The organism is Burkholderia sp. MR1-5-21, from assembly GCF_053427715.1.
On record NZ_JBSAXD010000017.1, the window covers coordinates 127,317 to 140,329 of the forward strand.

The following is a 13,013-nucleotide window of genomic DNA, read 5'->3' on the forward strand; positions in this document are numbered from 1 at the left end:
TCGGATGTTGTTGATTTTGCAGAGGAATGGCGACCTGGCTCGACGCGCTTCGTTGCCGTTTCAACGAGTTTGCACGTCCGCGCGATGCCACCATCCGCCACCCAGCGCCTGAAACAGCGCAACGGCGTCCGAATACCGCGCGACCCGGGCCTGGACTTCGCCGATGCGCGCCTGCTGGTAGGTGCGTTGCGCGTCGAGCAGCGCGAGGTAGCTGATCTGGCCGATGCGGAACTGGCGCTGCGACGCGGCAAGGCTGTCCGCGGCAGCCCGTTCGGCGGCCACGGCGGCGTCGAGCGCATTCGCGTCCGACTGCAGCGCCCGCAACGCGTCGGCGACGTTCTGGAACGCGGCGATCACCGTGCCGCGGTATTGCGCGGCCGCCTCGTCGTAGGCGGCGAGCGCCGCCCGCCGGCGATGCAGCAGCGTGCCGCCCTCGAAAAGCGGCTGCACGAGCCCCGCGCCGACGCTCCAGATCGCCGTTCCCGGCCCGAACAGCGTATTCGCCGTCTCGCTGCCGTATGCGGCGCTGAGCGTCAGTTGCGGCAGCATGTTCGCGGTGGCGACGCCGATTTCGGCGCTCGCCGCGTGCAGCAGCGCTTGCGCCGCGCGAATGTCGGGCCGCTGCTCGACGAGCTGCGACGGCAGGCTGACGGGCAGCGTGTCGGGCAACTGCAGCGTGTCGAGATCGAAGGTTTCCGTCGGCGCGTCGCTTGGGAAGCGGCCGAGATACGCGGCGAGCTGGTTCCGCGTCTGCGCGAGCTGCTTTTGCAGCGGCGGCAATCCGGCGCGGGCCTGGGCCAGTGCGGCGGCCTGCGCGAGCACGGCGGTGTCGGCCGCCGCGCCGATCGCGAACTCGCGCTGCAGCCCGGCGAGCTGCGCCGTCTCGATGTCGACGATTTCTTGTGTCGCGGCGATCTGCGCGCGCAACGATGCGTCCTGCATCGCCGCCAGCACGACGTTCGAGATCAGCGTCAGGTAGCCGGCCTCGAGTTCGAAGCGCTGGTATTCGGACTGCGCTGCCAGCGCTTCTACCCGCCGGCGCGTGTCGCCCCAGATGTCGAGCAGATACGTGACGTTCACGGACGCCGTCTTCAGCGTGAAGACCGGGATCGTGTTGCTCGTGCCGAACGACGAGCCCGAAATCCGCTCGCGCGTGATCGACGCGCCGGCGCTCACCGTCGGAAAGAGCGCGCCTTCGCCCGCCAGGCGTTCTTCGTTCGCGACCCGCAGCGCGGCCTGCGCGGCCTGCAGGCTCGGGTTGGCCGCCAGCGCCCGTTCGATGAGCGCGTCGAGCGCGGGCGAGCGGAACAGCGTCCACCAGTCGCCCGGCGTGTCGAGCCCCTGCACGAAGTGCTGCGCTTCGCCACCGTGGATGTCGGCAGACGCGGTTTGCGCCGGCAGCGGCTCGCGCGTATAGCCGCTGACGCGAGGCGGCGCCGGCCGCTCGAAGTCGGGCCCGACCGCGCACCCCGCGAGCAGCGCAGCCGCGAGCGCGGTCCACGCGATGCCGTTGCCGAATCGTCGGCACGCGCGATGCGGGCGATGGCGGCAGGTGGTCATGGCGTGCGGCTCCCGGCGGCGGGCGCCGCCGCTTGCGGCGACCCGGCCGGCGTCGGCCGGACGACCGTCCCCGGGCCGAGCTTCAGCAGATTGCCGACGACGACCGTTTCGCCTTTGGCGACGCCGCTGCGCACCGCGACGAGCGGCGCATAGTCGGCGCCGAGCGTGACGTAGCGCTGCTCGAGCCGGTTGCCGGGGCCGACGACGTACACGTACTGGCCGAGCTGGTTCGAGCCGACGGCTACCTGCGGCACCAGCAGCGTGCCGGGCTGGTCGGCGACATGCAGGCGCACGTGGATGAACTGCCCCGGCAGCAGCGTATGGGCGGGGTTGTCGATCGTCGCGCGTGCGGTGATGGTGCCGGTACCGCGCACGATGCTGTTGTCGAGCAGGGCCAGCCGGCCGTGGTACTGCGGCAGACTGGCCGCGCCGACGGTGACGTCCGCCGGAATCGCGCCGCTGGATTGCCGCTTCTGGATGTCGGGCAGATCGGCATCCGGCGGATTGAAGGTCGCATAGATCGGGTCGAGCTGCACGAGCGTGTTCAATTGCGTGCCCGCGTTGCTGATGAGCGCACCTTCATGGACGAGGCTGAGACCGAGACGCCCGGCGAACGGCGCGCGGATCGTCGTGAAGCCGAGGTTGAGCTGCGCGGCTTCGATCTGCGCGCGGTCCGCCGCGACGGCCGCGTGGTCCTGGCGCTCGGCGCTCGCCGATTGCTGCAGCGTGTCGGTCGACACGTCGCCGGTTTCGCTCAGCACCGCATTGCGGTGATGGCTCGCGCTCGCGTAGTCGAGCGCGGCCGCATCCTTGTCGGCCTGCGCCTTCGCCGCGTCGAGCGCCGCCTGATAGCTGCGCGGATCGATCTGGTACAGCAGTGCGTCGGCGCGCACGTCGGCGCCGTCCGGCGCCGCCTGCTTCAGCAGATAGCCCGTCACCTGCGCCTGCAGCGTGACGGTGCGGATCGCATCGGTGGTGCCGACATACTCGAGATAGACCGGCACCGTCCGCGCGACGACCGGCGTCACGGGCACCTCGAGCGCGGCGGCGGGCCGGGGCGCGGGCGGGTCGCCGGCCGCGCGAAGCGTGCCGCGCGTGCCATGCGTGCCATGGGGGGAGAGCAGCGCCACGCATAGCGCCACGGCAATCGCGGCGGCGGCAAGGAGGGCGAGTCGGCTGACCTTCATCATGGCCTCGCGCTTCCCGTCATTCCGCGGGCGGCGGCTGGCCGCGGTGTGCGCCCGCGTGTCCGAGCCGTTCGCGCATCGCTTCGCGCAGCCGTTCGATCACCGCATAGAAGATCGGCACGAACCCGAGGGACAGCAGCGTGGCCGCGAGCATGCCGCCGACGACCGTGGTGCCGATCGATTGCCGGCTCGCGGCGCCGGCGCCCGTCGCGACCATCAGCGGGATCGCGCCGAAGATGAACGCGAAGGCCGTCATCAGGATCGGACGCAGCCGCAGGCGCGCCGCCTCGGTCACCGCGTCGACGATCGCGAGGCCCGCCTCGCGGCGCCGTTTCGCGAACTCGACGATCAGGATCGCGTTCTTCGCGGCCAGCCCGATCAGCAGCACGAAGCCGATCTGCGCATAGATGTCGACCTGCATCCGGCGCAGCCAGAGCAGCCCGAGCGCGCCGAACAGCGCGAGCGGCACCGTGAGGATGATCGTGAACGGCAGCGACCAGCTCTCGTATTGCGCAGCGAGGAACAGGAACACGAACACGATCGCGAGCGTGAACACGAGGCCGGCGACCGAGCCGGCCTTCAGCTCCTGGTACGTGATGCCGGTCCAGTCGATACCGAAATCGGCGGGCAGCACGCGGGCGGCGCGCTCCATCGCGGCGATCGCCTGGCCCGAGCTGTAGCCCGGCGCCGCGCTGCCCGTGATCTCGGCGGCGCCGTACACGTTGTAGCGCGGGACGGTTTCGGGGCCGACCATCGGCCGGAGCTGCCCGAGGGTCGCGAGCGGCACCATGCCGCCGGCGGCATTGCGCACGTAAAGGCGCGACAGGTCGTTCCTGCTGCCGCGCGCGCGGCTGTCCGCCTGCACGACCACTTCGAAATTGCGGCCGAACAGCGTGACGTTGTTGACGAACAGCGAGCCGAGGTAGATCTGCATCGTCCGGAACACGTCGTTGACGTTCAGGCCCAGCAGCTTCGCCTTGTCGCGGTCGAGACGGAAATCGAACTGCGGCGTCGACGTGTTGAAGCTCGTCAGCAGCGTGCGCGCGTCGAGCTCGGGCTGCCGGCGCGCTTCGGCGAGAAACGCGCGTGTCGCGTCGTCGAGCGCGACGCTGCCGCGGCCCGTCAGGTCCTCGATCTCGAAGTCGAAGCCGCCGAAGGTGCCCAGTCCCGAAATCGTCGGCGGGTTCAGCGCGAGCGAGACGGCCTCGGGAATCCGTGCGAGCTTCGGCTGCACGGCCGCGATCAGCTTCGCGACGCTCTGCCTGTCGCCGCGCTCGTCCCACGGTTTCAGGATCACGAACTGCGCGGCGCTGTTCGACGCGGTTGCCCGCGTGACGAAATTGAGGCCGCTGATCGACAGCACGTTGGCGACGCCCGGCGTCGCGCGGAGGATCGCGCGCGTTTTGTCGATGACGGCTTCGGTGCGTTGCAGCGACGCGCCGTTCGGCAACTGCGTGATCACGTAGAAATAGCCGGGATCCTCGACGGGCAGGAACGCATGAGGGATCGTTGAATAAAGCAGCCAGGTGACGCCGAGGCCGCCCGCGAACAGCGCCAGCGCGACCCAGCGCGCGCCGATCAGCCGGCGCACCGAGCCCGCGTAGCGCTGCCGCGCCCAGTCGAAGCCGCGGTTGAACGCGCGGAACAGCACGAACCGGCGTTTCTCCTCATGGCGCAGCAGCACCGCGCAGAGGGCAGGGCTCAGCGTCAGCGAATTGAATGCGGACAGCATCACCGAGATCGCGATCGTCAGCGCGAACTGGTTGTAGAGGCGGCCCGTGATGCCCGGCAGGAACGCGATCGGCACGAACACGGCGCCGAGCACGGCCGACGTCGCGACGATCGGTCCCGTCACTTCGCGCATCGCCTGCTTGGCCGCCGCCATCGGCGCGAGCCCGCTCTGAAGCTGGCGCTCGACGTTCTCGACGACGACGATCGCATCGTCGACGACGAGGCCGATCGCCAGCACCATCCCGAGCAGGCTGACCGTGTTCAGCGAGAAATGGAGCACCAGCATGATCGCGAGCGTGCCGACGAGGGCCACCGGAATCGCGATCATCGGAATCACCGTGGTGCGCCAGCTCTGCAGGAACAGGTACACGACGCCGAGCACGAGCAGCAGCGCGATGCCGAGCGTCTTCATCACCTCGGTCATCGACGCGGAGACGAACATCGTCGTGTCGTACGTGATACCCCACGCCATCCCTTTCGGGAAGCGCCGCGCGAGCGTCTGCATCGTTGCCTTCACGCGCGCGTCGAGGTCCAGCGCATTCGCGGTCGGCAGCTGGAACACGGCAAGCAGCACGGCCGGGTTTTCGTTCACGGACGCGCTCGACGTGTATTGCTGCGCGCCCAGGTCGGTGCGCGCGACGTCGCGCAGGTGCACGGTCGCAACGTTCGCGGTGCCGGCGCGCAGCACGATGTCGCCGAACTGCCGCGCGTTCGCGAGCTGCCCCTGCGTGTTGATCTGATACTGGAACGTCGTGCCGGGCGGCGACGGCGCTTCGCCGAACTTGCCGGCCGCGACCTGCACGTTCTGGTCGAGGATCGCGTTCTGCACGTCGGTCGCGGTCATGTCGAGCGCGGCGAGCTTGTCCGGGTCGAGCCAGATCCGCATCGAATAGCGCCGCTCGCCGAAGATCGTCACGTCGCTGACGCCGGGCAGGCGCTTGAGCGCGTCGACGACCTGCAGATACGCGAAATTGCTGAGCGTGACCGGATCGATCGAACGATCGGGCGAATAGAGGTTGACGGCCAGGATGAAGTTCGGGTTCTGCTTCTGGATCGTGATGCCGGTCTGCGTGACGATGCCGGGCAGTTGCGCGGTCGCCTGCGACACGCGGTTCTGCACGTCGACGGCGCCGATGTTGATGTCGTAGCCGACATCGAACGTGACCGTGATCGTCGAACTGCCGTCGTTCGCGCTGACCGACGAGATGTAGCTCATCCCTTCGACGCCGTTGATCTGCGTCTCCAGCGGCGTGGTCACGGTGTCCGCGACGACCTGCGCGCTCGCACCCGTATAGGTCGACTTGACGAGGACCTGGGGCGGCGTGATTTGCGGAAAGCGTTCGACCGGCAGGTTGAACCACGCAATGAGCCCCGCGAGCACCATGATGATGGCGATCGACGACGCGAAGACCGGACGCTCGATGAAGAAGTCGACCATTGACCGCGCCCCCGTGAGTCGGGTAGGTTGGGCGTTGCATGGGGCGGGAGTCGGGCTTGAATGCGACAGCTCTCGTCGACAACGGAAACGCAACGGTATAGTTTCCACCGCGTAACCCGAATGTCAATAGGATCGATCGGAATGCGAATTGTCTCGGTTCCTAAGACGAAATCGGGCGGCCGCCCGACACGGCAGGAGTCGGAACGCCGCGTGCAACGCGTGCTCGATGTGGCGACGCGGCAATTCCTGAGCGGGGGCTACCGGGAGACGAGCCTCGACGGCATCGCGCGCGAGGCCGGCGTCGCGAAGAAGACCCTCTATGGCCGGTTCGGCAGCAAGGCCGGCCTGTTCGCGACGATCCTCGACACGCTGCGCCGCGCATGGGTTGCGGAACTGCAGGGCCTCGTGCTCGAAGCCGGCCGCCCCGAAACCGTGCTCGAGACGGTTGCGCTGCACCTGCTGGAAGTGGGCACGCGGCCGGACATGATCGAGTGGTACCGGCTGCTGCTGCGCGATGCGCACCGCGTTCCCGAACTGATTCGCGGCTATTACGGCAAAGGAGGGGGCCTGAGCGGGATGGAGCCGCTTTCCGATTACCTTCGCGCGGCTGTCGACGCAGGCGGGCTGACGATCGACGACGTGCCGCTCGCCACCGAGCAGTTCGTCTATCTGGTGCTGGGCGGCATTCGGACCCGGATGCTGCTCGGCGCTGCGCGGCGGCCGAATGCCGCTGCGCGCACCCGCATCGCGCGGCAGGCGGTGCGGATTTTCCTCGCGGGGTGCGAGACGTAGGCAGGGGGGGCGCGAACGGCGTGGCTGCTTTTGTCGACCGCTTGCGCCGGCGGCTTATGCCGACCGCTTGCGCCAACCGGTTATGCCGACTGCTTATGCCGACTGCTTATGCCGATCGCTTGCGCCGGCCGCTTGCGCCAGCCGCTAATGCCAGCCATTCAAGCCGGCCGTCCGAACCCCGACTCGACCCACCGGTCGGCACTGGCCTTGTTCAGCTTGAACCCCGCCGGCACCTTCGCTTCCCCGAGCAGTTCCCCGAACCGGTCGAACGCCTTGAGTTCCGCGTAAGGCTCGAACTCGTCCGGCACGATATCGAGCGTGACCGATACCTCGTCGTCGCCGGCCCACACCGTCACTTCCTTGTGCAGCATCGCGCGCCGCTGCTGCTCGTGCCGCATCAGCACCTCGGTCGCGGTCTTCACGAGGGTCCTGAACGCGTTCGCGTCCATCGGCTTAGGATTCTTCTTGTCGCGGCCCATCGTCCAGGGCCCGACCAGCGCCGGCTCGGCCTCGCCGTCCTTGACCATCTCGACGGCCCAGCCGTCGTCGTCTTCGTTCTTGATGATGCGCGCGGTCCAGCCGCTGTCGCGCCAGAACGTGTCTTCGTGGAGGGTGGTGTCGTCGGCCTGGAGGTCGGAATCGGTCATGAATCGGTCGGAAAAGCGGGCGGAAAAACGGGCGATGCCGGGCGAGGGTGCGCGCCGCACGTCGGCGGCGCGTCGCCCGGATTGGCATTCGAAGATCGCAATTTTACCCGCAGCCCCGCCCGCTGGGTCGCGCCGGCCATGACGTTGGCCGAACGGCCAGCCGTCCGGCCTGTCCGGCAGGGTTTTCAGCAGGACCTCATGCCGCCGGCCGGGTCCATCATCATGAGTGACCATTCCGGCGCCCGGCGCCGCATCCATCTGCACGGAGGCCATCGTGCCGCCCAACCCCGTCCCGTCGACCGCCTTTGTCTTTGCCGGCGGCGGCAGCCTGGGCGCAATCGAGGTCGGCATGCTCCGTGAACTGGTCGCGAGCGGCGAGCGGCCCGATTGCGTGATCGGCGCGTCGGCGGGCGCGATCAACGCCGCCTATTTCGCCGGCCATCCGGACGCGGACGGCGTCGCGATGCTCGCCGCGCTGTGGTGCCGGATCCGGCGGCAGGACATCATGCCGCTGTCGATGCGCAGCCTGCTTGCGATGATTCTGCGCAACCGGCCCCATCTCGTCGAAGCCGACGCGCTCCGCCTGCTGCTGGAAAAGCACCTGCCATACCGCCGGATCGAGGAGGCCGCGCTGCCGCTGCATATCGTCGCGACCGACATGCTGAACGGCGCCGAAGTCGTGCTGTCCGCCGGGCCGGTCGTCGACGCGGTGCAGGCGAGCGCCGCGATTCCCGGCGTGTTTCCGCCGGTGCGCATCGGCGGCGTGGAACTCGTCGACGGCGGCGTCGCGAACAACACGCCGATTTCGGTGGCGGTCGCACTCGGGGTCAAGCGGATCGTCGTGCTGCCGGCCGGGTTCACCTGCGCGTTGCGCGCGCCGCCGCGCAGCGCGATCGCCCACGCGACACATGCGCTGACCCTCGTGATCGCGCGGCAACTGGTGCGCGACCTGGAGCATTACGCGGCCCGCGCGCAAATCCACGTCGTGCCGCCGCTGTGTCCGCTCGACGTGTCGCCGTACGATTACACGCAGTGCGCGCAGCTGATCGACCAGGCCGCGCACGAGACGCGCGCATGGATCGATCGTGGAGGATTGTCGAAAAGCACGATCCCGGGCGCGTTGCGCGAGCACGATCACGCGCCCGCGCACTGACGAACGAGACGCGTCGATCCCGCCAGCGGCCGCGCCGGCCGCCCGGTCCCGCGCCGGCGTCTCACGGCGCCCGGCCAAATATCAAACTCGTATCACCGCTTTGCCGCGCATTTGAGTGCCTGTCCGATATCTCGCGTCCCGGCGGATTCATAGAATATCAATCGAGCTATAAATAGCTTGATCGGTAAGGCCGAACCCGACAGGCGGAGGGCGGCGCCGATGCAGCCTGCCGGATCCGCCGGAATCATTGGAAATGCGTATGGGAAAATTCAGTGTCCGCACCGTCTTCGCCTATGACTGGCCGTTGACGCTGGCGGGGATGGAACACGTTGCAGGCAGTGCCTGCGCAATCGATCTGGTCGGCGTCTACCGGAGCATCGACGAAGCGCTTGCATCGGTCGGCGACATCGACTTCGACATCGCGCTCATCGATTGCTCGATGCGCGGCGACGGGCAGATGGACACGCTGAAGCTGCTCGATTTTCTGCGGCTTGCGCGTCCGGGCGTCGGGGTGGTCGTGCTGGTCACGCACGAGAGTCCGGTGGTGATCCGCTCGATCCTGGCGCGGGGGGCATCGAGCATCGTCAGCAAGTTCGACGACGTCGCCCACATCGTCACGTCGATCCATTCGAGCTATGGCGGCGGCAGTTACCTGTCGCCGACGGTCAAGCACGCGCTCGCGTCGGTCGATGAAAGCGCGGGCGCGCCGAAGCTGTCGCCGCGCGAAATCGAAGTGATCCGCCTCTACCTGGCCGGAATCCCGGTCAAGGCGATCGCGCAGCGCTTGAACAAGGGCAAGCAGACGGTCAGCGCGCAGAAGATCAGCGCAATGAAGAAGCTTGGCGCGGCAAACGACGTCGAGCTGGTCACGCGCGCCGCGTGTCTCGGGTTGCGAGCCGGTGCAGACGGTAGCGGAACGGCGCCGCCGTAAGTGCCGGGCGTGGGCGGCGGGCGTGAGCGCCGCGCGTGGGCGGCGCGTTGCTGCGATGCGCGCCGCCCACGGTGAAGCGGCCAGCCGTGTCAAGCATGCGTCAAGCCGGCAGCGCAAACCGCGTGACCGCGTCCCGCAGCGCTTCCGCCTGGTCGCGCAACGAATGCGCGGCGGCCGCCGCCTGTTCGACGAGCGCCGCGTTCTGCTGCGTGACCTGGTCCATCTCGCCGACCGCGCGATTGACCTGCTCGATCCCCGCGCTCTGTTCACGCGACGCGTGGCTGATCTCGTCGAGGATCTCGTTCACGCGCCGCACCGACTGCACGATCTCGGCCATCGTCTGGCCCGCGTTCGAGACGAGCGTCGCGCCGTGCTCGACGGTCTCGTTCGACGACACGATCAGCGACTTGATTTCCTTCGCCGCCGTCGCCGAGCGCTGCGCGAGCGAGCGCACCTCGGCCGCGACGACCGCGAAGCCGCGGCCCTGTTCGCCCGCGCGCGCGGCTTCGACGGCCGCGTTCAGCGCGAGGATGTTGGTCTGGAACGCGATGCCGTCGATTACGCCGATGATGTCGCCGATCTTGTGAGAGCGGTCGGTGATCTCGGCCATCGTGCGCACGACGTCGTCGACGACCGCGCTGCCGCGCGTGGCGACCTGCGCGGCCTGGTCGGCAAGGGATGCCGCCTGCGCAGCGCTGTCCGCGTTGTGCTTCACGTTCGCGGTCATTTCGTCCATGCTCGATGCGGTCTGCACGAGCGCGGCCGCCTGTTCCTCGGTGCGTTGCGACAGGTCCGTGTTGCCCGCGGCGATTTCGCTCGCGCCGACGTTGATGTTCTCGGTGCCCATACGCACGCGCGATACCATGTCGATCAGTCCGCCCTGCATCGTGTGCAGCGCATGCAGCAGGCTGCCGCGGTCGTGCTGCTTCACGTCGACGCGCGCGGTCAGGTCGCCTTGCGCGATCCGCTGCGCGGCTTCGAGCGCGGTCTCGAGCTCGCCGCCGAGATTTGCGCGCACGCTCTTCAGCACGAGCACCATCACGAGCGTCGCGATCGCGCCGAGCACGGCCGTCATCGCGAACCAGCGGCCGATGCTTTCAAGCACCGCGGTGTGCACGTCGTTCATGTACATGCCCGTCACCAGATACCAGTCCCACGGCGCAAAACGCTGCACGGCGCTCGTCTTGTCCTGCGGCTTGTCCGCGCCCGGCTTCGGCCACAGATAGGTGACGAAGCCCTTGCCGCCGTCCTGGTTGCCGGCCTTCACGATCTCGACGAACAGATGCTTGCCGGTCGGGTCGGTGAAGCCGGACACGTCCTTGCCGTTCAGCTCGGTCTTGATCGGATGCATCACGATCACCGGCTTCGAATCGTTGATCGAGATGTAGCCGTCGGTGCCGTGGCGCATCGCGGCGACGGCATCGAGCGAGCGCTGCTTCGCGTCGGCTTCGGACATCACGTTCTGCTGCGACAGCTTGTAGTAGTGGTCGACGACGCTCGTGGCCTGCGCGACCAGCGACGCGAGCTGGTCGCGGCGATCGTCGATCATCGCGTCGCGCGTGTGCCATGCGCCGAGCCCGGCGATCACGAGCAGGCCGAGCCACAGGATGACGATCATCGAGGCGAGTTTCTGGTTCAGGGTGAGATTGCGCATGGTCGGTTTGGTCGGTCGATCGGAGAAACGCGCCGCTGGCGGCGTGACGGGATCACTGTTTGACGGCGCTCGGGGCGCGCGGGTGTAGGCGGGAAATCCCTATGTGGCGCGCATGGCGGCGTCGGGTGCGCGGCGCATGTGGATTTCGCGCCTCATGGTTGCGTTGGGCGCAAGGTTTGCGGTGAAGGCGGTGAAGGCGGTAGAGGCGGTAGAGGCGGTAGAGCCCGTAAAGGCCGTAAAGGCCGTAAAGGCCGTAAAGGCGGTAAAGGCGGTAAAGGCGGTAAAGGCCGTATAGACGGTCGAGGCGTTAGCGGCGTTGGAGGCGGCAATCGCGCTCGCGCGCCAGGCGTACGGCACGCGCACCGACCCGCCATCCGCCCCGCACCATGCCGGTGCGTGCGGCGACGCTTGCGGGCCGGGCGCTGAGCGGCGCCTAGATCGGATCCTTGCTGGGCGGGCCTTCCGGTTGCTGCGGATTGTCGGGATGGTGCCCCGGCGACGGCGGTGTCAGCGGATCGCCTTCCGGATCGCGGGTCGGGTCTGCCGGTGGCTCGGGCAGCGGCGTCGTATGGTCGGTCATGGCTGGCTCGCGGAAGGGGGGAGCGGCGGCTGTGCGGTGTGCCGGCGTCTCGTTCCGTTATAGGCAATCGGGCGCGCGATTGCACCGGGATTCGCCTGGCGGCAGCCTCAGCCGCGCGCGAGGTCGGCCGGTGTGTCGACGTCGCGCAGGATGCCCGGATCGTCGACGTCGAGCAGCGTGACGGGCTCGCGGGCGAACAGCGCGCGGGCGCCGGTGTCGCCGTCGAGCGCGGCGAGTGTGTCGTAATGATGCGACCCGAATCCGACCGGATGGCCGCGCATGCCGCGATGGACGGGCGCGACGATCGACGTGTCGTCGGTGTCGAGCACACGGGTGACGGCTTCATAGGTGGCCGACGTGATCCACGGCATGTCGCCGAGCGCGACGACCCAGCCGCTCGCGTCGGGGCTCGCACGCACGCCGGCGGCGAGGCTTGCGCCCATCCCGCGCTCGGCGTCCGGCGCGAAGATGACCGTGCAGCCGGCTTCGTTCAGCAGAATCGCGAGTTTTTCGGCGCCGGGGCGGACGACGGCGGTCACGTCCGCAGTGGCCGCCGCGAGCCGCCGGGCAGCGGCGACCGCGACCGGCGTGCCATCGGGCAGCAGTGCGAGCAGCTTGCTTTGCAGGCCGCTCGGGTCGAAGCGCTGGCCGAGACCGGCCGCGAGGAGCACGCCGGTGGCGAGTGAGGCATAGGTCATCGGCGCGGACGGAGGAAAGCAGGTGCCTCGATTGTGCGTGAGCGGGCGGGGATGGGCAAGCGCGCATTGCGGCGGGCCGGCCGCGGCGGTCGATCGCGCTGTGCGCCTTGCTCGCGTGCTTGCGGTGATCTAGATTTTTTCTATCCGGGTTCTCAGGTGGGAGGGACTGCCATGGAACTGAGCGTAGAACGTGTCGATGTCTGGGCGGCGACCATCGAGGACAAGCCGGGCGGCCTCGCGACAGTATTGAACGCCCTGCGGAAAGCCGGCGCAGACTTGCAGTTCATCGTCGCACGCCGCACATCGGAGGCGCCGGGCAAGGGCGTCGTGTTTGTCGCGCCACTGCAGGGAGACGCGGTGATTCGCGCGGCCACGCAGGTGGGGTTCAGCGTCACCCCGAGCGTTCACTCCGTCCGCGTAATGGGTCTGGATCAAATGGGCATCATCGGGGAATTGACCCAGATGCTCGCCGACGGCGCGATCAATCTCCGTGGCATCTCGGCCGCCGTGATGGGTTCCCAGTTCATTGCCTATATCGCGGTCGATTCGGTGGACGATGCAGACAAGGCGATAGACATCCTGCAGCGGGCATAAGGCGGCTGCGCTGGACGGTGGACTGGCAGTGGCCGGAAGGGGGGACGC

General features: G+C 68.4%; 12 protein-coding genes. 4 read left to right on the top strand and 8 right to left on the bottom strand.

Annotation, left to right across the window (positions count from 1 at the left end; translation table 11 throughout):
• Positions 1-60: 60 nt before the first annotated feature.
• From ACV229_RS23030 to ACV229_RS23040, 3 genes are read right to left on the bottom strand one after another with little or no spacing between them, the layout of a single operon-like run.
• Positions 61-1,560 (bottom strand): efflux transporter outer membrane subunit, encoded by a 1,500-nt coding sequence (locus ACV229_RS23030; protein ID WP_448085410.1) that lies wholly within the window; start codon positions 1,558-1,560, stop codon positions 61-63.
• Positions 1,557-2,750 carry an efflux RND transporter periplasmic adaptor subunit gene (locus tag ACV229_RS23035; protein WP_448085411.1) on the bottom strand — a complete coding sequence of 398 codons (1,194 nt, stop codon included), beginning with the start codon at positions 2,748-2,750 and terminating at the stop codon, positions 1,557-1,559. Before ACV229_RS23035 ends, ACV229_RS23030 begins: the two co-directional genes overlap by 4 nt.
• Positions 2,751-2,766: 16 nt before the next feature.
• Positions 2,767-5,916 carry an efflux RND transporter permease subunit gene (locus tag ACV229_RS23040; RefSeq protein ID WP_448085412.1) on the bottom strand — a complete coding sequence of 1,050 codons (3,150 nt, stop codon included), beginning with the start codon at positions 5,914-5,916 and terminating at the stop codon, positions 2,767-2,769.
• Positions 5,917-6,057: 141 nt separating this feature from the next.
• Between ACV229_RS23040 and ACV229_RS23045 the strand changes: the two genes are divergently transcribed.
• On the top strand, positions 6,058-6,708 hold the full coding sequence (locus tag ACV229_RS23045) for a TetR/AcrR family transcriptional regulator (RefSeq protein WP_448085413.1): 651 nt from the start codon (positions 6,058-6,060) through the stop codon (positions 6,706-6,708).
• A gap of 158 nt (positions 6,709-6,866) precedes the next feature.
• On the opposite strand, the gene ACV229_RS23050 is transcribed toward ACV229_RS23045, so the two are convergent.
• Positions 6,867-7,355, bottom strand: a complete 489-nt coding sequence (locus ACV229_RS23050; RefSeq protein WP_448085460.1) for a hypothetical protein — start codon at positions 7,353-7,355, stop codon at positions 6,867-6,869.
• A gap of 349 nt (positions 7,356-7,704) precedes the next feature.
• Here ACV229_RS23050 and ACV229_RS23055 point away from each other — a divergent pair, with 349 nt between their 5' ends.
• Both ACV229_RS23055 and ACV229_RS23060 read left to right on the top strand, forming a co-directional pair.
• Positions 7,705-8,508, top strand: a complete 804-nt coding sequence (locus tag ACV229_RS23055) for a patatin-like phospholipase family protein (protein ID WP_448085414.1) — start codon at positions 7,705-7,707, stop codon at positions 8,506-8,508.
• A 259-nt stretch (positions 8,509-8,767) separates the two neighbouring features.
• A complete protein-coding gene (locus ACV229_RS23060; RefSeq protein ID WP_448085415.1) occupies positions 8,768-9,439 on the top strand; it encodes a LuxR C-terminal-related transcriptional regulator in 672 nt (223 codons plus the stop codon).
• A 100-nt stretch (positions 9,440-9,539) separates the two neighbouring features.
• On the opposite strand, the gene ACV229_RS23065 is transcribed toward ACV229_RS23060, so the two are convergent.
• The 4 genes from ACV229_RS23065 to ACV229_RS23080 all read right to left on the bottom strand — a co-directional run bounded on the left by ACV229_RS23065 (position 9,540) and on the right by ACV229_RS23080 (position 12,371).
• A complete protein-coding gene (locus tag ACV229_RS23065) occupies positions 9,540-11,093 on the bottom strand; it encodes a methyl-accepting chemotaxis protein (RefSeq protein ID WP_448085416.1) in 1,554 nt (517 codons plus the stop codon).
• 99 nt (positions 11,094-11,192) lie between these two features.
• Positions 11,193-11,456: a hypothetical protein gene (locus ACV229_RS23070; RefSeq protein ID WP_448085417.1), complete on the bottom strand. Its 264-nt coding sequence runs from the start codon at positions 11,454-11,456 to the stop codon at positions 11,193-11,195.
• A gap of 70 nt (positions 11,457-11,526) precedes the next feature.
• On the bottom strand, positions 11,527-11,673 hold the full coding sequence (locus ACV229_RS23075; RefSeq protein WP_448085418.1) for a hypothetical protein: 147 nt from the start codon (positions 11,671-11,673) through the stop codon (positions 11,527-11,529).
• Positions 11,674-11,780: 107 nt separating this feature from the next.
• Entirely contained in the window at positions 11,781-12,371 is a 591-nt protein-coding gene (locus tag ACV229_RS23080) for a nucleotidyltransferase family protein (protein WP_448085419.1), read from the bottom strand.
• 171 nt (positions 12,372-12,542) lie between these two features.
• Here ACV229_RS23080 and ACV229_RS23085 point away from each other — a divergent pair, with 171 nt between their 5' ends.
• Positions 12,543-12,965 (top strand): ACT domain-containing protein, encoded by a 423-nt coding sequence (locus ACV229_RS23085; RefSeq protein WP_448085420.1) that lies wholly within the window; start codon positions 12,543-12,545, stop codon positions 12,963-12,965.
• The last annotated feature ends 48 nt before the right edge of the window (positions 12,966-13,013 follow it).